At 56.2% G+C, this 18,531-nt stretch carries 15 protein-coding genes and 1 tRNA gene; 12 read left to right on the top strand and 4 right to left on the bottom strand.

Translation table 11 applies throughout. The features are described 5' to 3' along the window. Positions 1–698: Gfo/Idh/MocA family oxidoreductase (locus ACWVX6_RS05400; protein WP_118564843.1), on the bottom strand; the 698-nt coding region annotated here is incomplete at its 3' end. Between the two features lie 339 nt (positions 699–1,037). Between ACWVX6_RS05400 and ACWVX6_RS05395 the strand changes: the two genes are divergently transcribed. The 6 genes from ACWVX6_RS05395 to ybaK all read left to right on the top strand — a co-directional run bounded on the left by ACWVX6_RS05395 (position 1,038) and on the right by ybaK (position 9,804). Continuing rightward, positions 1,038–2,060: a LacI family DNA-binding transcriptional regulator gene (locus tag ACWVX6_RS05395; RefSeq protein ID WP_110435861.1), complete on the top strand. Its 1,023-nt coding sequence runs from the start codon at positions 1,038–1,040 to the stop codon at positions 2,058–2,060. Positions 2,061–2,073: 13 nt separating this feature from the next. Beyond that, entirely contained in the window at positions 2,074–3,351 is a 1,278-nt protein-coding gene (locus tag ACWVX6_RS05390) for a TolC family protein (RefSeq protein WP_455152572.1), read from the top strand. Positions 3,352–3,368: 17 nt separating this feature from the next. Continuing rightward, positions 3,369–4,637, top strand: a complete 1,269-nt coding sequence (locus ACWVX6_RS05385; RefSeq protein WP_455152571.1) for a TolC family protein — start codon at positions 3,369–3,371, stop codon at positions 4,635–4,637. 47 nt (positions 4,638–4,684) lie between these two features. Further along, the gene (locus tag ACWVX6_RS05380) at positions 4,685–5,863 is read left to right on the top strand and encodes an efflux RND transporter periplasmic adaptor subunit (protein WP_455152570.1); all 1,179 of its coding nucleotides are present in this window, start codon (positions 4,685–4,687) and stop codon (positions 5,861–5,863) included. Between the two features lie 6 nt (positions 5,864–5,869). Continuing rightward, positions 5,870–8,980, top strand: coding sequence for an efflux RND transporter permease subunit (locus ACWVX6_RS05375; protein WP_455152569.1), 3,111 nt, complete (start codon positions 5,870–5,872; stop codon positions 8,978–8,980). Between the two features lie 344 nt (positions 8,981–9,324). Beyond that, positions 9,325–9,804, top strand: coding sequence for a Cys-tRNA(Pro) deacylase (gene ybaK, locus ACWVX6_RS05370; RefSeq protein WP_455152568.1), 480 nt, complete (start codon positions 9,325–9,327; stop codon positions 9,802–9,804). A gap of 195 nt (positions 9,805–9,999) precedes the next feature. Here ybaK and ACWVX6_RS05365 read toward each other — a convergent pair whose 3' ends face one another. Continuing rightward, positions 10,000–10,773: a hypothetical protein gene (locus ACWVX6_RS05365; RefSeq protein ID WP_118481338.1), complete on the bottom strand. Its 774-nt coding sequence runs from the start codon at positions 10,771–10,773 to the stop codon at positions 10,000–10,002. A gap of 174 nt (positions 10,774–10,947) precedes the next feature. On the opposite strand from ACWVX6_RS05365, the gene ACWVX6_RS05360 reads away from it, so the two are divergent. From ACWVX6_RS05360 to ACWVX6_RS05340, 5 genes are all read left to right on the top strand, one after another. After that, positions 10,948–11,460: a YqeG family HAD IIIA-type phosphatase gene (locus ACWVX6_RS05360; RefSeq protein WP_118286169.1), complete on the top strand. Its 513-nt coding sequence runs from the start codon at positions 10,948–10,950 to the stop codon at positions 11,458–11,460. Then, positions 11,453–12,313, top strand: coding sequence for a TIM barrel protein (locus ACWVX6_RS05355; RefSeq protein ID WP_455152567.1), 861 nt, complete (start codon positions 11,453–11,455; stop codon positions 12,311–12,313). Before ACWVX6_RS05360 ends, ACWVX6_RS05355 begins: the two co-directional genes overlap by 8 nt. A 60-nt stretch (positions 12,314–12,373) precedes the next feature. Continuing rightward, positions 12,374–12,808, top strand: a complete 435-nt coding sequence (aroQ, locus tag ACWVX6_RS05350) for a type II 3-dehydroquinate dehydratase (RefSeq protein WP_110435870.1) — start codon at positions 12,374–12,376, stop codon at positions 12,806–12,808. 19 nt (positions 12,809–12,827) lie between these two features. Next, the gene (locus tag ACWVX6_RS05345) at positions 12,828–13,892 is read left to right on the top strand and encodes an aminopeptidase P family protein (protein WP_455152566.1); all 1,065 of its coding nucleotides are present in this window, start codon (positions 12,828–12,830) and stop codon (positions 13,890–13,892) included. 187 nt (positions 13,893–14,079) lie between these two features. Next, positions 14,080–14,742 carry a response regulator transcription factor gene (locus ACWVX6_RS05340; protein ID WP_158575291.1) on the top strand — a complete coding sequence of 221 codons (663 nt, stop codon included), beginning with the start codon at positions 14,080–14,082 and terminating at the stop codon, positions 14,740–14,742. A gap of 547 nt (positions 14,743–15,289) precedes the next feature. Here ACWVX6_RS05340 and ACWVX6_RS05335 read toward each other — a convergent pair. Both ACWVX6_RS05335 and ACWVX6_RS05330 read right to left on the bottom strand, forming a co-directional pair. Continuing rightward, positions 15,290–15,366, bottom strand: a tRNA-Arg gene (locus ACWVX6_RS05335). Between the two features lie 223 nt (positions 15,367–15,589). After that, positions 15,590–16,957: a TrpB-like pyridoxal phosphate-dependent enzyme gene (locus ACWVX6_RS05330; RefSeq protein WP_455152565.1), complete on the bottom strand. Its 1,368-nt coding sequence runs from the start codon at positions 16,955–16,957 to the stop codon at positions 15,590–15,592. Between the two features lie 541 nt (positions 16,958–17,498). On the opposite strand from ACWVX6_RS05330, the gene ACWVX6_RS05325 reads away from it, so the two are divergent. Next, entirely contained in the window at positions 17,499–18,467 is a 969-nt protein-coding gene (locus ACWVX6_RS05325; protein ID WP_455152564.1) for a leucine-rich repeat protein, read from the top strand. The last annotated feature ends 64 nt before the right edge of the window (positions 18,468–18,531 follow it).

Below are 18,531 nucleotides of genomic sequence, written 5' to 3'. Positions count from 1 at the left end.
ACAGCGATGCAGCCGTTAGCCATCTTCATGGTAACAACAGCGGTGTCAACATCCGGAATACCGGACTCTTCCTGCAGGTTCGGGTTAACGAGGCAGGAACCAACAGCGGAGATCTCAACAGCCTCGGAACCGGTTACGTAGCGAACCATATCGAAGTCGTGGATCATCATATCGTAGAAGATACCGCCGGAAACTGCAACGTAGGAAGCCGGAGGCGGCTCCGGGTCACGGGAGGAAACGATAACGATATGCGGATCGCCGATCGTGCCGTCCTTAACTGCGTCTGCAACTGCCTTGTGGTTGTGGTCGAAGCGGCGGTTGAAGCCTACCTGGAACTTAACGCCCTTCTCCTCAACGAGTGCGAGCAGCTTCTTGATCTTGTCGATATCATAGTCGATCGGCTTCTCGCAGAATACGTGCTTGCCAGCCTGAACTGCTGCCATGGAAACATCGCAGTGGGTGTCAGTGGAGGAGCAAACGAATACTACGTCTACCTCAGGATTGTTGATAACGTCCATAAAGTCGGTGGAAACGTTGGTGATCTTGCGCTCTGCCAGCCACTCGCGTGCGCCGGACTTATCGAGCATCGGGTCAGCAGCAGCTACTACCTGAACGCCCGGTACGGAGTTGATCAGGTTGTTAATGTGCAGCTTGCCGATTCGGCCGCAGCCTACAACGCCAATTTTCAAAATGCCCATTGGAATTCTCTCCTTTTATATAAGGTGATTCTATTATAAACCACTTGCGGGTGTGCTTCAAGGGTGCAGCGTATTTTTCAGCGCACCGCCCAATTTTGGGGCTTCTGTTTGGTGAAAAATAGCAAAGCGGAGCGCAAAAAAATCGTGCAAAATATCCGTGCATTGTGCTAAAATAGAAAATGCACAGGAAAATGCAACACATTGCACGTTGGTGTCTAAAATGCGGTGAAACGCTTGTGCGCTTTACTGCACTATGATAAAATATGAACGTATTGTGGCAAAAATGTGTCTTTTAGGGATAAAAGAGGATACATGGATGCCTGAAAAGGAGAATATCTTATGAAGGTAACTGCACAGTGGATCGCAGAGCAGTGCGGCGTATCGCGTGGAACAGTGGACCGAGTTGTAAACGGCCGACCGAATGTAGCGCCGGAAGTGCGGGAGCGCGTGCAGAAAATAATCAGCGAATACGGCTACAAAACGCCGTCGCAGCGGCAGGCCGCCCGTGCGGGACACGGCGCGTTCCGCATCGGCGTAATCCTGCCGAGCTGGGATGCGTTTTTCATCCGCCGGATGCGCGAGGGCATTCGCGTGGCTGTACACAACCGCGGATTAAATGATGTAAATGTGCTGGTGGAGGAGCTGAAAAACCGCTCGCACCGTGCGTATTTCGAGGCCATCGGACGCATGGAGGAGCGCGGCATTGACGGCCTCATTGTCACCGCGCCGGACACGGTAGCGATGAGTGAGGAGATCGACCGGCTGGTCGCAATCGGCATTCCGGTCGTTACCTGCGACTCGGATGTGCGGCAGAGCCGCCGCCTGTATCATATCGGACAGAACATGGTCAAATCCGGCCGGATTGCCGCCGGACTGCTTGCACCGTACGTTGAGGGACAGGATGTGCTCGTCGTTACCGGCAACCGTGAATTCACGGCGCACGGACTGCGTGTGCGCGGCTTCCTTGACCGTCTGCACGAGATTTTTGATGATAACGTAAACGTCAACGTCATCGAGAGTGTCGAGCAGTACGAGCTGACCTACGACGGCGTACTGCAGCAGGTGCGGCAGAACCCGCGTCTGCGTGGTATTTATATGGCAAACGAGTCCGTGCGCGGCTGTATGGACGCGCTCGAGCGCGCAAAGCCCAATCGGCGCATTCACGTTGTCTGTCACGATCTGACGCCGCATGCGCGCCAGTATTTGGAGGACGGACGGCTGGATTTCATCGTCGATCAGGATTTTTCGGCGCAGACAACGCGCGCGATCGAAGTGCTGGCGCATACACTGCGTACCGGAGAGTCGCCGCGGCAGAGCATCGAATACATTCACACCAGCATTATCACAAGGGAATTGTTGTGAGAAAGGAGCCTATATGAAAGCAAACTGGAAGCGCACACTGCTGTCTCTGGTGCTGTGCGCCGGATTTGTATGGCCTGCAGGCGCGGTAAGCACCGGGCAACCGGCAGCGTCGCAGACCGGGACGAGCACCGCGCAGAGCAAACCGGCGGCTTATACCGTCAAGAAAATGGGTTTGCTGGGCGTCAAGCGTACGGTGGAGAGCGACAATAACACGGTGAAAATGCTGAACAAAACGGCAGCTTCTCTGGACAGCAGCTCGTATATGTCGGGTTCGGCGTCCGGTGCGACCGGCGAGAGCGAGATGGAAATCTACGCTGCGCTGATTGAGAATATGAAAACGGCCATGGATGGACTGGATACGACCAGTGATCTTTATAAGACCTATGCGGCACAGTTAAAGGTATTAGAGGATTACCAGACCAGCCTGAACCAGAACGCCGTCAGCGGCATGCAGCAGGCGATGGCCATGCTGTCTCAGCTGGATGACGCGGCGTACACGCTGCGCAAGCAGGCGAAAAACGTCTCCGGTCAGCTGGCGCTCGGTGCACAGACCATGCTGATTACCATTAAAAATCTGGGCTGCACCAAGGAAAACCTGCAGGTAACGCTCACACAGCTGGACCGCAATCTGGCTGTGTTGAAAACGCAGAGAAAACTCGGCATGATTGGGCAGCTGCAGCTTGACACGGTGCAGAATCAGCGCGACAAGCTGGCGCAGTCCATCGACACACTGGAGACCACCCGCGAAAACCTCGGTTCGAGCGTTGCGCTGATGTGCGGTCTGGACGCGAACACCATCGTGATGCCGGCGGACTTCGCAGCGCTGTATGAGGGCGACCTCGATAAGATGTCCTACGACAAGGATCTCGCACTGGCACAGAAGAACAGCTTTCTCATCTGGCAGAAGCAGGACGCTGTGCGCAGCGCGTACAACTCGTACGACAAGAACATCAGCGGTACCGCCGAGGCGGTCAAGTCCGCTGAGGACGCACTGGCGGCGGCCAGGGAGTCGGTAGTGGCTGCCTTCGACAGCACCTACAAGACCGTCAAGGACTGCCGGACGACTCTGGCAGCCAAGCGAACCGCACAGTCGCAGGCCGAGCTTGACCTGAAAACCGCGGCCGTGAAGTACAGGAAGGGCATCATTTCCAAGCTGGCATATCAGCAGGCGCAGGATGCCGTAACGACCGCAAAGCTGAATGTGGAAAGCGCGTATCTGTCGCTGTATACCGCATATAACCAGTACGAATGGGCCAAGGAAGGCGTACTTATCACCACCGCAGCCGCATAAGAGAGGAGCAATATATAATGAAACGAACCATTGCAGCCGGTCTTTCCGCCGCTCTGCTGTGCGGCATGGTCGTACCGGCGTTTGCCGCCGACACCAAGACCGCGACGAATACCACCGGCACCACCCAGACCCAGCCGACTGCGCCGGTCAAGCTGACGTTTGACAAGCTGGAGGAGACCGTCCGCCGGAACAATGTCACCATCAAGGCGAACAACAACACCGTGCTCAGCGCGGAAAAGACCGATGTCAGCGATCAGTACATTGAAAGCTATTTCCAGCTTTCCGAGCAGATTTCGTCCTACCAGAAGCAGATCAAGGAGCTGAAGGGAACGCTGAACAGCCTGGATGCCAGCAAAAAGGAAAACGCCGGTCTGCGCAAGACGCTGCAGAGCCAGATTTCCATCCTGCAGCGCAATCTGGCAGCCGCTGAGGCTTCGTACAGGAACCTCGACGATGACGAGGACGACGCCAAGGAAGATCAGGAGAAAACGGTCGATAACACCCGCCGTCAGATGCAGAATGCAGCCGATGAGATCTGCCTGAGTGCGGAAAACACTTACATTTCTCTGCGCGGCATGAAGTATACGCTCAACCAGACAAACCGCAGCATTCAGCAGCTCGACCGCAACATTGCGACCGTGCAGAAGCAGGTGAAGCTGGGCATGACCGGTGTAAACACGCTCAAGAGCCTGCAGGCACAGCGGGAGAGCGCGGTTGCCAGCAAGGCTTCGCTGACCACGCAGGTAGAGGCGCTGACCAACACGCTCGCTATCCAGTGCGGCTATACCACCGGTACGCAGATCGAAACGAGCGATCTTCCGGTCGTAACCGCCGAGCAGGTCACCTCCATTGATTATAACAAGGACCTTGCCGAGGCGCTCAAGAACAGCTACGCGATCTACTCCAAGGAGTACGCAATGCAGACCGCATCCGACGATTACGAGAACAACAAGACCAACACGCTGTATGCTTATCAGGCAGCCAAGATCGACCGCGACGCACAGAAGGAGAGCACGACCGCTTCCTTCCGCAAGCTGTATACCGACCTGCAGGAGAAGCAGACCGCACTTGCTGCGGCAGATGCCGATCTCGCACAGGCGAAAAAGACGTTTACGGTAAGCCAGGTGCAGTACACGCGCGGCATGATCTCCAAGATGGCGTACACGGATGCGCTTGATACCTTCACCACCGCACAGGAGACCGAGGTTGCAGCGCGTATTGATCTGCTGACCGCCTACAACACCTATCAGTGGGCAAAGCGCGGTGTAATCACATCAACAACCTGATTGGTTTTGTGATATAGCAGATATATAGAATGAATTGGAGGACCCCGATGAACAATAGCAAACGAATCCTTGCGGCGCTGCTGGCCGGTGCGATGGTACTGTGTGCAGGCTGCGGCAAGGAAGAGGAAACCGAGGAGGAAAGCTCAAACAGCACTGCGGTTGAGGTAACCGATGTTGCTTCGGGTGCAATGAGCTCGGAGTACACGCTGAACGGCAAGATTGCCGCCGTCAATGAGGTGCAGGTGTTCCCGCTGCTGGCGGGTCAGGTGCAGACGCTGAACGTCAGCGAAGGCGACACCGTATCCAAGGGTCAGACCCTGTTTACGGTGGATACCTCGACGGTTACCTCGACGATGAGCTCGCTGCAGCAATCCTACAGCGCCACCAAGACCGCGACCGACCGCGCGATCGAATCCGCGAAGATCGGTGTGGAGCAGGCGGAGCTTGCCGTCAGCAACACCGAGGCGCTGCTTGAAGCCGGTGCGGCTGCCGAGCAGGATCTGACCAAGGCAAAGCAGGCACTGACGCAGGCGCAGGCCGGTGTCGCGCAGGCTGAGGCCCAGCAGTCCGCGTCTCTGGCGCAGATTCAGGCGTCCATGGACCAGATCAATAAGCAGGCAAGCCTTGGCACGGTAACCGCGCCCTGCTCGGGTACGGTCACGGCGGTGAACGTCGTGCGCGGCGGCATGGCGTCGTCTGCGCAGCCGGGTGTCGTTATCGCCGAGAACAGCGCGGTTGAAGTGCAGGTTTCGGTCGCTGAGGACGTATTCACCGGCATTAAGGTCGGCGATACCGCAAGCGTCACGGTTTCCGCTGTCTCCAAGGAGCCGATGAACGGCACGGTCAGCACGCTGCCGGCGGCTGCCAATGTGCAGACCAACCTGTATGACGTTTCGGTTTCTCTGCCGTCCGGCACCAAGCCGCCGATCGGCGCGTTTGCTACCGTCACCTTCTATACCGACCGCCGCGCAAGCACGATTTCCGTGCCGACCGAGTCCATCCTGACCGGCAACAACAACGAGCAGTATGTGTTCACCGTAAATGCGGACGGCACTGCCGCAACCCGCGTTACCGTCACCACCGGACTGGTTACCAAGGATTCGACCGAGATCGTTTCCGGCCTCAAGGCGGGCGACCGGGTTGTTACCAAGGGTCAGTCCTATCTGTCGGACGGTGCAGCCGTGCATGTCGTCACCTCGGACGCCGCAGACGGCGGGGAGGGTTAAGCGCGCATGAAATTCGCACAAACCTTTATCAAACACCATGTAATGACCATCCTGCTGTACATACTGGTCGTTGTGTTTGGCTTTTACAGCTTCCAGAACCTGCCGCTGGCGCTCATGCCGTCCATGGAGGTTCCGGCAGCGGTTGTTTACGCTACTTATCCGGGTGCCGGCCCGGAGGATATCGAGCAGCAGGTAACCAAAAAGCTCGAGGGTGCGGTAGCGGGCCTGTCCGGTCTGGATACGCTTCAGTCCACCTCGTCCGAGAATATGGCTATGCTGGTTATCCAGTTTACGAATCATACGGATATGGATCAGGCAATGACCGACCTGCGCGACAAGGTTGCGCAGGTAAAGAGCCAGCTGCCGGATGACGCATCCGACCCGACCGTTATGTCGATTGATATTGACTCCATGCCGGTCGTTTCGGTGGCGCTGCGCGGCAACGATCTGGCTTCTCTGCAGTCCATCGCGGAGGACGAGATTCAGCCGGCGCTCGAGCGTCTGGACGGCGTAGCGTCTGTTGATATTTCGGGCGGCTACGAGCAGGAGATCGCAGTCCATACGGACGCATCCCGCCTGAAGGGCTATAACCTGACGATTTCGTCCATCGGTCAGCAGCTCGGCGCGGACAACATCGCCATTCCGGGCGGTGAGCTGGATAACGGTTCGCAGACGCTGGCTGTCCGCACGGACGGTGAGTATTCGTCCATTGATGATGTTAAGAACGCCCTGATCTCGCTTCCGGCAGGCGGCACGGTACGTCTGAGCCAGATCGCGGATGTTTCCATGCAGCCCAAGGATCAGGACGCCATCTCCAAGGTTGACGGTGAGGAATGTATCATCCTGTCGGTCAACAAGCAGTCCGGCTCCAATACGGCGCAGATTGCCGAGCTGGCCAAGGCAGAGTTTGACTCTCTGCTCAAGAGCAACGATTCCCTGCAGTGGAATATCGTTATGGATCAGTCCGACTATATCAACATGACGGTTGATAACGCTATTCAGAACATCTGGATGGGCGTGCTGTTCGCCGCGATCGTGCTGTTCCTTTTCCTGCGCGACCTCGGTGCAACGCTGGCCGTTACGATTGCAATGCCGTGCTGTATCCTGTTTACGTTCCTGATTATGAACGTGCTGGGTATTACGCTGAACATGATGTCGCTCGGCGGTATCACGCTCGGCGTAGGTATGATCGTGGATAACTCTATCGTTGTTCTGGAGAACATATTCACCTATCGAGCGGACGGCTACGACCGTATGGATGCCTGCACCAAGGGCACCGGCGAGGTCATCGGTGCGGTTATCGCTTCCACGCTGACCACGGTTGCCGTATTCCTGCCGATTGCACTGTCCGGCGGCATGGCCGGCATGATGTTCAAGGAATTCTGTATCACCATCGTAGCGCTGCTGCTCAGCTCGCTGATCATTTCCGTCACGCTCGTGCCGCTGCTGTGCTACTTCCTGCTCGGCAGCACCAAGCAGAAGAGTGTCAAGCCGCAGGGCTCGGGCGCAACGCCGATCACCGAAAAGCCGCTCTCGCGTGCATACCGCAGTTCGCTGAATTTCCTGATCACCCACCGCTGGGCAGGCATCGCGCTGACCGTTGTCATCTGTATTGTCAGCGTACTTAGCGTCAGCCAGGCGGGCATGGAGCTCATCCCGGAGATGGATGAGGGTCAGGTGAGTGTTACGGTTTCCATGCCGAACGGTTCGACTATGGAGGACACTGCCGCCATCGAGGACCGCATTGCGGCCATCGCAGTTGATACCATCCCGGAGCTGGAGCAGATCTACTACTCGACCGGTTCTTCGACCTCGATCATGTCCTCGTCCTCGGGCGCAAGCGTTACCATTTCGCTGGTAGATCTTGATCAGCGTGACCGCTCGTCAGCGGATATCGCCAAGCAGCTGCGCCGTGACCTGCAGGATATTGCAGGCTGTGAACTGACGGTTTCGACCAGCAGCACCATGTCGATGTCCACGGATTCGGACATCAGCGTTGAGCTGACCGGCGATGACTACGACCAGCTGGCTGAGACGGCAGACGATCTGGCAAACCAGATCAGCGCCCTGCCGGATGCCATCAATGTTGAGTCCTCGGCAGGCGAACAGACCCCGCGTGTTGCTGTTAAGATCAACCGCGAGAATGCGTCTCGCTTCGGTCTGAGTGCGACTGCCATCGGCGGTCTGGTTCGTGGGGAGCTGACCGGCTCGACCGCAACCACGCTCCGTATGAACGGTGAGGAATACGACGTTACCGTTGCCGGTGACGAGGATGTAGCAACCAGTCTGGACGCACTGCGCTCCATGCAGATTCCGACCATGACCGGCGGCACCGTACCGCTGTCCATGGTGGCGGATGTCTACACCGAGCTCAGCCCGCAGTCCATCGTGCGCAAGAACCAGAAGGAGACCGTAACCATTACCGGCGAAAGCGAATCCGGCGACAGCAATGCCATTAAGGCAGCCGTTGACGACATTGTTGCCAAGTACGAGCTGCCGGACGGCGTAGAGGTCGGCGAAGGCGATACCGCTGCTTCGCAGATCGCGGAGACCACCGGTACGCTGATGCTGGCCCTTGCGGTGGCAATCCTGCTGGTATATTTCATTCTGGCAACGCAGTTCAACTCGTTCTCGCTGCCGATTGCAATCATGCTGATCCTGCCGATCGGTCTGCTTGGCTCGATGATTATGCTGTGGCCGACCGGAAATCATGTTTCCATGGTCGCACTGCTCGGTGTTATCATTCTGGCCGGTACAGTCGTCAACTCGTCCATCGTGCTGATCGACTATACCCTGCAGCGCCGTCAGCGCGGTGAGGATAAGAATACGGCTATCCTGAACGCATGTCCGCGCCGTGTCCGTCCGGTGCTGATGACCGCTATGACCACTATCCTCGGCCTTGTGCCGATGGTATGCTCGAGCGGCGAAGGCTCCGAGATGATGAAGCCGATGGGTGTTGTTATGATGACCGGTATGGTTATCTCCACCATCGCAACGCTGTTTATCACCCCGGTTTACTATTCGCTGACCGACAGCGTCGCAGCCCGCCTTTCCGGCCTGTTTAAGAAAATCAAGCTGCCGAAGTTTAACTTCCATAAGAAAAATCCGCAGCAGTAAGCAAAAAGGGAACCGAAATCGGTTCCCTTTTTGAATTGAGAATGGATAATGGAGGATGGAGAATGAATGGCGGGCAAAATGGGTACCGCAGTTGTCCAATGTCTGTACAGTCTACCCCGTAGGGGAGCACAGTGTGCTCCCGCACCCATTTAACGATGACTTGGGCGAACACGGTTCGCCCCTGCGGGTATGCGTGTGCAAATGAATTTACAAACGACGTATTGATTCAACCGCCGCGATAATTTTCCATTCTTCATTCTCAATTTTCAATTCCGATATTCCCTTGCATATCGCACAAGTGAAGTCTATAATATTTGTATAAATTGCAGATAGGAGCGAACAATATGGCTTCGGATAAAACAAATGTAATGCGTGTGCTCGAGCAGCACAAGATCGCCTATAAGCCGCACGAATACCCGCACGGCAAGGACGCAGTAGACGGTGTTTCGGTTGCGGAACTGCTTGGCCAGAACCCCGATCAGGTCTTCAAGACGCTGGTTGCACGTGGCAAATCGGGCGGCTTTCATGTATTCGTTATTCCGGTCGCAAAGGAGCTTGACCTGAAAAAAGCAGCCAAGGCGGCAGGCGAAAAGTCGGTCGAGATGGTGCATGTCAAGGAACTGTTGGGCCTTACCGGCTATGTACGCGGCGGCTGCTCGCCGGTCGGCATGAAAAAGGCGTTCCCGACCGTGTTTGACGAGAGCGTGAGCAGTGTCCCGACCGTGATGGTCTCTGCGGGCAAGATCGGTTTCCAGATCGAATGTGCACCGGCGGATCTCATCAAGCTGGTACGCGCCACGACCGCGCATATCACGACGGATTAAGGCAATACTGCATGATTAAACAAGAGCGATTTGTGAGTGGATTTTGTACACTGACGAGGCGCGGTTTTGCGGTAATACTTGATGTATTACCGTAGAATCAGCGGCAGCGCGACCGGAGCCTGCGCAAGGAACCGCTATAAAGTCAGGGCACAAAATTTCCGCAAAGCGCCGCAGTCTTAATTGTGCAGTGTTGCCTTACGTCTGCGGCTTCAGCAGCCCTGCTGCATCCGGAAACAGCGCGAACACGTTCTGCACGCCGCAGCCCGCCAGCTGTGCCAGCTTGGCTGCCAGCGTGGAGTCATCGTCGTACAGGACAAAGTGTGCCTGTCCGTCTGCATTCATGTAGGTGAAGTATTTCGCGCACAGTTCGCGCGAAAAGAACGGCTGTGCACCGGTCTGCGCGAGCAGCGCGGCTCTTGCTGCGGCACTGAGCGAAACGCCGTTCGGCGTGGGTGACGGCAGGGTGAAATCCTGCGAAACCGGCTGCAGAAATGCGGCAATCCGCGCCGCGCCGTAAATGCCCTGCAGGGAGGAAATGTACTCGGTCAGACTGCCGCCCGAAATCGCGGTGGAGACCGTGAGTATCGCGTGCGACAGCGTGCGTCCGCACTCGAGCGGCACATACAGCGGAATATCCGCATCGTACAGTGCTTCGTCGAATGCGGCCAGCAGGCGGCGGTTCAGCGGCGTGTCGTGTTCAAAATCCGCGAACACGCCGGGCGCTTCCGTGCGCCGCGCTTCGAAAACCAGATCGGCGGCAATGCGCTCTGCGCTGCAGAAGTTGATAGCCTGCGGCGGGTCGGTCACGCCGAGCAGGCAGTGCCGCTGCACCGCGGACACCTTGAGCCGCTGCAGCGCTCCGGACGGTGAAATACCAAGGCAAAGCTGCAAAACCGGCATGCCGAGCGAAGCGGCTTTCGTTGTGTCGCGTCCGGTGCATACCAGAATAAGATTTTTCGTGTAGACCATAATCGTCAACTCCTTGATGATAGAAATACGTTGGAACGGCCCGCGGTCCGTTCCTCCTGTCGGCAAAACTGTAGTTTTGCAACAGCTTCTTTTCTGGACTTTTTGAATAAATTCCATTACACTATATGTAGCATTACGCTAAATTAGAATACGGGTATTAACAGGAGTGTATGAATGAGCAAACTGATTCCCGATTATGTATTTGATTCGATTTACGATATTACGCCGGAGGTGCTGACTGCCCACGGCGTACGCGGCGTGCTGGTCGATCTGGACGGCACAATGGCGTCCCACAAGGCTGCTTTGCCGCCCGATACGCTGCACCTCTTTGTCGATCGGCTGAAGGATGCCGGCATTGCTGTGCTGGTGTTCTCCAACAACCATCCCGAGCGGGTAGGGAAGTTCTGCGAGCCGCTCGGTGTGGGCTATATCAGCCATGCCGGAAAGCCGTTTTCCCGCGGCTTCCGCAAGGCGGCAAACCGGCTTGGCCTGTCCATGCGCGAGATTGCCGTCATCGGTGACCAGATTTTCACCGACGTGTTCGGCGGCAACCGCGCGGGCGCGCTGACCTGCTACGTCGAAACGCTCGATCGTCGGTTCTTCTGGATCAATGTGCGCTATCAGCTTGAGCGCGGTTTTATCGCGCGCGGACGGCGCAGAATGGAGGCGAGAGCACATCATGGCTGAGCCGAAATTCGGTCCTGCGGGCAACTCGGAGTCGTTTGCCGCCGCAGGCTTCAAGAAAAGCGAGGATGCGCCTGCATGGCTCGCACAGATGGGACTGACCGCGTTTGAGTATCAGTGCGGACGCGGCGTGCGCTGCGGCGAGGAGACCGCACTCAAAATCGGTGCGGCAGCCGAGCAGCACGGCATTCAGATGAGCATTCATGCGCCGTATTTCATCAATCTCTCGTCCGAGGAGAGCGAGCGCATGGAGAAAAACGTCGGCTATGTGCTGGAGACCGCGCGGCTGGCCGTGCCGCTTGGCGCAACGCGCATGGTCGTGCACTGCGGCGGTCAGGGCAAGCTGACCCGTGACCGCGCTATGCGCAACTCGCACGAAAACGTAAAAAACATCCTGCGTGCGCTGGATGAGGCCCACCTGACCGGCTGCACGGTCTGTCTGGAAACCATGGGCAAAAAGAGCGTGCTCGGCACCGCCGAGGAGGTCTGCGAGCTGGTGGCTGCCGATGACCGCCTGCTGCCGTGCATCGACTTCGGTCATCTCAACTGCCGCACGGGCGGGCACATGAACACCCGCGAGGAAGTGAGAGCGCTGTTCGACCTGATGGAAAATACCATCGGTCACGAGCGTACCGCCAAGCTGCACGCCCACTTCTCTCATATCGAGTATAACGATAAGGGCGAGGTGCGCCATTTGACGTTCACGGATACGGTATATGGTCCGGATTTCACGCCGGTCGCTGAGGAAACCGCTGCGCGCGGCTACACACCGACGTTTATCTGCGAATCCGCCGGAACGCAGGCGGAGGACGCACTTGCCATGAAGCAGTGCTTTATGGCTCAGGCAGAAAAGTAAAAAGTAGGACATTTGCCCTACGGAGACGCTTTGTAGAACTATGCAAAGGGGTATAAACGTATGAAAAAGGTATTACTGATCCACGGTCCCAACCTGAACCTGACCGGTCAGCGCGAGCCGGGCATTTATGGTTCGAACACGCTGGCATCCATCAACGCGGAGGTTGTACAGAAGTGCGAACGGCTGGGGATGGAATGCGCGGTGTTTCAGTCCAACTCCGAGGGCGCGCTGATCGACCGCATTCACGCGGCTCGTGAGGACTGCGATGCGATCATCATGAACGCCGGTGCGTACACGCACTACAGCTACGCCATCCGCGATGCGATTGCGGCTGTACGCCTGCCCTGCGTGGAGGTACATATGTCCAACGTGCATGCGCGCGAGGAATTCCGCCACAAGTCGGTCATCGGACCGGTGTGCGCGGGCGTCATTGCAGGCTTCGGCAAGCACAGCTATCTGCTCGCCGTGGATGCGGTAAAATCCATCATCGGCTAATATTTAAGAGGCGATTACCATGAAAAGAAACGAACTGCGTGCCATGCTGCTCGAGCAGCCGTATGACGCGCTGGTGCTGACCAGCGAGATCAGCCGCCGCTACGCCACGGGCTTTCACTCGACGGCAGGCGCGGTGTACCTGTCGGCTAAACAGGCGGTGTTCTTCACCGATTTCCGCTATGTCGAAGCGGCACACGCGGCCATCAAGGATTTTGAGGTGCGCGAGATCAAGGCGGGGCAGAGTTATTCTGCGCTTATCAATGAGCTGCTCGACGAGGACGGCGCGAAAAAGGTCGCTCTCGAGGACAAAACGCTCACTTATGCGGAGTTCATGTCCTGGGGCACGGCGCTGCGCGCGACAGCCGTCCGTCTCGAGGACGGTGTGGAGCAGCTGCGCATGTGCAAGGAAGAGGACGAGGTTGAGAAGATCGTCGCGGCACAGCGAATCGCGGAGCAGGCGCTCGAGGAGGTACTGAACGACATCAAGGTCGGCGTGACCGAGAAGGAGATCGCGGCACGGCTGACCTACCTCATGCTGCACTACGGTGCGGAGAACATGTCGTTTGACCCGATCGTCGTTTCGGGTGCAAACAGCTCCAAGCCGCATGGCGTACCGGGTGAAAAGACCATCGGGGCGGGCGATTTCGTGACGATGGACTTCGGCTGTATTTATGACGGCTACTGCTCGGATATGACGCGCACGGTCGCGGTCGGTCATGTCACCGACGAGATGCAGACCGTGTACGACACGGTGCTGAACGCACAGCTTGCAGGCATTGCCGCCTGCAAGGCCGGTGTGACCGGTCAGGACGTTGACGCGGCAGGCCGTAAGGTTATCGAGGCGGCAGGCTACGGTGATGCCTTCGGCCACGGCTTCGGCCATGGTGTAGGACTGGAGATCCACGAGGCTCCGGTTGCCTCTCCGCGCGGAGAAGCGCCGCTGCCGGCAGGCAGTATCGTCACCGCAGAGCCGGGTATTTATCTGCCGGGCAGGTTCGGCGTGCGTATTGAGGATATGCTGTACGTCATTGAGGACGGCTGCATTGATCTGACCGATGCGTCCAAGCAGCTTATTGTTCTGTAAATTGCGAAAAAGGGAGAAAACGTTGTTTTCTCCCTTTTATATTCCGTGAATGTTGGAAATGGGTTGCCGTATCGCTTGACGGCAGCTTGATGAAAAAGAATCAATTTAACAATTTATCCATAAGCTATACACAAAAAATCCACACAAGTTCGGCACAATGGTTACACCGATAGGAGGAGATGTTCTCATGCGTATTTTGTTAATCAATGCAGAGCAGGACGAGCGCCTGTTCGCCACCTTCAAGCATGAACATATTCTGTATGATCAGCAGCCGGAGAGCGACACGCTTGATATTTCGGAGAATATATATGATGTAATCGTGTACAATGCCACTAAGCTGGATGAGAAGACTATCGACGCGGTGCGCTCTCTGCGAGAAAGTGGTGATATGACACCGTTGCTCGTCATGGCAGGTCACACGACCGCGCGGGCGCGTATCCGTATTCTGAATGCGGGTGCGGACAATGTACTCATGCGTCCGTGCCAGAGCGATGAGATTCTGGCGCATGTCAATGCACTGGCACGTCGGCCGAGAATGATGCAGAGTGAAATCCTGACCGCCGGCGATCTGACGCTCGACCGCGGCCGTTGTGTGCTGTCGAGCAATGACGGCGAAGTCCGTCTGTCCGGCAAGGAGCTGCAGCTTGTAGAGATGTTCCTGCGGGAACCGGGACAGGTGCTGCCGCGTGAAATGCTACACCAGAAGGTCTGGGGAGCAGGCAGGGACGCGACCTACAATAACATCGAGGTTTATTTGACACTTGTGCGCCGCAAGCTGCGTGCGGTCGGCTCGAAGGCCGAGCTGATCTCCGAGCGAGGCATCGGATATTATCTGCAGGAAGCAGAATAAGGGAAGGGGCGTACTTTTATGGTACGTCCTTTTATTTTTCATTCCTTTTTGAACTTCTGCCGTTCTCTTGCTTCCTGATCTGGTGCAGACCAGAGACCGGCGACAGCTCCGAAAAGGGGAACGACTGAGGTCAAAACGTCTTCGGATGGAGGATGGGATGTTTCTGCTGAGATATTTGGTACAGGCATTGAAATGTGGATCTGTAGTCAAGGTACATTTGAAGAATATAGAAAAATTCGACAGGGTTACGAGATCGACAACCGCAAAATCTTCGGTGAATACGCCGAAGATGTGATTGGTGTCAAAGAATGTGCAGGTGTCAAGCACAACACGATATACGAGAAGTTACATAAAGAAAAAGAGATGATGGAAGCAAAAATGCTTCTGCCATCTCTTTTTTTAGGTTTATAAAGAAGAAACGATTCATTTGGATAAATTACAGTGTTCAAAAATCATCTGCCATACCGGTCATGGTATTGCGGCGTTGCCTTAAATGTATCAGAAAATAAGAAAAACCGGTTATTTCAAACGAAATAACCGGTTGATCTGGTACGCCAGAAGGGATTCGAACCCCCGACCTTTTGGTTCGTAGCCAAACACTCTATCCAGCTGAGCTACTGGCGCATACATGATCTATTTTCTTTCGCTGTCGGCGTTTCGCTTTGTCGCTCTCGCTGACTGCCTTATTATAATATCACGGGTGGGCCCTGATGTCAACAATTATTTTCAGATTTTTTGAAAGTTTTTTCGGAAACCTGTTTTCGGCAAAACAAAGCCGCCTGTGGGGGAACAGGCGGCTATATACAGCAGAGAAGTTGGAGGTCTGCCATATACCTTATATTGCGTTTTATTCCTGCGGCGGAATGGTATCGAAGCCGACCTGCAGTTCTTCATCGGTGGGAACGTGGTTGCGCATGGTGCCGTTATGATATGCCTCGTATGCTGCCATATCAAAGTAGCCGGTACCGGTCAGACCGAACAGGATGGTCTTAGCTTCGCCGGTCTCCTTGCACTTGAGCGCTTCGTCGATTGCGGCGCGGATGGCGTGGCTGGACTCCGGCGCCGGAAGAATGGTCTCCACCTTGGCGAACTGAACTGCTGCGTCAAATACGTCGGTCTGCTTGACCGAAACCGCCTCCATATAACCGTCGTGGTACAGCTTGGAGAGGATCGGGCTCATGCCGTGGTAGCGCAGACCGCCTGCGTGGTTGGGCGCGGGCATGAAGCCGTTGCCGAGCGTGTACATGCGGGCCAGCGGTGTAACGTGGCCGGTATCGCAGAAATCGTAAACGTACTTGCCGCGCGTGAAGGACGGGCAGGACGCAGGCTCAACCGCAATGATGCGCGGGTCAGCCTTGCCGAGCAGTTTATCCTGCATGAACGGGGAGATCAGGCCGCCGAGGTTGGAGCCGCCGCCGGCACAGCCGATTACGATATCCGGATACTCGTCGAGCATCTCCATAGCCTGCTTGCTCTCCAGACCGATGATGGACTGGTGCAGCAGCACCTGATTGAGCACGGAGCCGAGTACATAGCGGTAGCCCTCGTGCGTAGTAGCTACTTCAACGGCCTCAGAAATCGCACAGCCGAGCGAGCCGCCGGTGGTCGGATCGTGTGCCAGAATAGCGCGGCCTGCCTCGGTCGTATTGGACGGAGACGGCGTTACATTCGCGTCAAAGGTTTGCATGATGGCCTTGCGGAACGGCTTCTGCTCGTAGGAGACCTTAACCATGAATACCTTCAAATCCAGTCCGAAGTACGCGCATGCCTCAGAGAGTGCAGTACCCCACTGACCGGCACCGGTCTCGGTGGTAAGGCCCTTGAGGCCCTGTTCCTTGGCGTAGTACGCCTGTGCGATCGCGGAATTCAGCTTGTGGCTGCCCGAGGTGTTATTGCCCTCAAACTTGTAGTAGATCTTAGCCGGGGTGTCCAGCGCCTTCTCCAGATTGTACGCGCGGCACAGTGGAGACGGACGATACAGCTTATACATATCGAGCACCGGCTCGGGAATATCAATGTAGCGGGTGTCGTTGTCCAGCTCCTGGTGCGCCAGCTTTTTACAGAAGATGGGATACAGATCCTGCTCCGCCAGCGGCTGATGCGTGCCCGGATGAATCAGCGGGTCCGGCTTTTCGTTCATGTCCGCCCGCAGGTTGTACCACTGCTTGGGCATCTGGTCTTCGGTCAAATAAAGTCTGTGGGGGATTTTAGCCATGGTGATTTCTCCTTTACAAATTTCAGATAGAGTGGAGAGATGGTGAATAGTTTCACTCTCAATTTGTTTTACAAAATAAAAAGCTCCTGTCCCAGATTTCTCTTGGGACAGGAGCGAATACGCTCTTGCGGTACCACCCAGATTGACGCAAACTGCGTCCACTCTGCTCACACATCAAACAATGCGCGCTCCCCTGATAACGGGCGGAGTCCCCGTCGCAGTTACTTGGCCGAAGCCGTTCGCCTTGCCCTGCTGAAGTCCATTCACACGGTCCGTGCCTGCCGCGATCACACCGCCCGCGGCTCTCTTGGAGGTTCGGTCTCCCTGCTACTCGTCTTCGTCATTGGTTTGTGTTGGTTTACTTGGTATGGTCACAGTATATTCGCAAAACAGTGGATTGTCAAGTACGATTTGCGAAAAACAATATATTATTTCTCTTATAAATTCTTATTATGAGAATGAAGGGCACAGTATCGTCTTTTTCTGCACACTGTGCTATAATGGGTAGCAGAATGAAAAAGCAGAAAGGACATGAGTGCAAATGCGGGTGATCGAGGGCGAAAACGAACTGCGGCTGACCTGTTCGCGGAGTGCGAGCGGCGGCATTGCGCTTTTGCGGTGCGAAACGCAGGACGATATTGTGCGTCTGCCGGATGAGATAGACGGTGTGCCTGTTACCGAGGTCGGCGCGTATGTACTCAGCGAGCGTGTCCCCGATCTGGCAGGCAAGGACACGTTTGCTGTCCGTATCACCTGCGGCGGCGCGGAGCCGAAGCACAATGCGGCGGCTATCCGCACGGTTACGCTCCCGAAGGATGCAAAAAGTGTTGGCAGTTATGCATTTTATAACTGCCGAAACCTTGAACGCATTGAACTGACTGATTCCGTCAGCGAATTCGGCGGCGGTGCGCTGATGAACTGCATGAGCCTGCGCGAAGTCATCCTGCACGCCGCACCGTCCGCGCCGACCTGCCTGCCCAGGCTGCTCGGCGAGTACGCCGGAGAACTCGATGTGCGGTTTGATGAGCACGCGCGGCTGCTGTTCCCCGAGTACGTCGAGGAACTGGAGGACCTCAGTCCGGCGCATATTTTTCAGCGGCGTATTCACGGTGCAGGATACAGCTACCGTCAGTGCTTTGACAGCGGTGTGCTGAATTTTCGGCAGTATGATGTTGCCCTGAGCGAACTGCTCGAGCGGCACGATTTTTCGGTCGCGGCACGCGTAGCTGTGCGGCGGCTTGCCGTACCGTTTGTGCTCTCGGATGCCGCAAAAGCGGACTATCTCGCGGTTTTACACACCCACGGCGGCAATCTGGCGCAGTCCTGCGCCAAGGCAGGCGAGACCGCTGCGCTGACGTTTCTGCTGTCGCTCGGTGTGCTCTCTGCTGCCGATGTGGATGCCGCGTGTACGTCTGCCCGCGCAGCAGAGCAGACGGCAGCACTGTCCGTTCTGCTGTCAGCCGCAGGCAAAACCGCATCCAAGGGACGGACAAAATCGTTTGAATTATAATATAAATATATAAAGTTATCAATAAATCCGCAGGGCAGGGTGCCCTGCGATGCAAGATGAACCT

The sequence above is a fragment of the Butyricicoccus sp. genome, assembly GCF_977037065.1.
The sequence above is the reverse complement of the archived record's forward strand: the minus strand, read 5'-3'. Positions and strand labels throughout refer to the sequence as shown.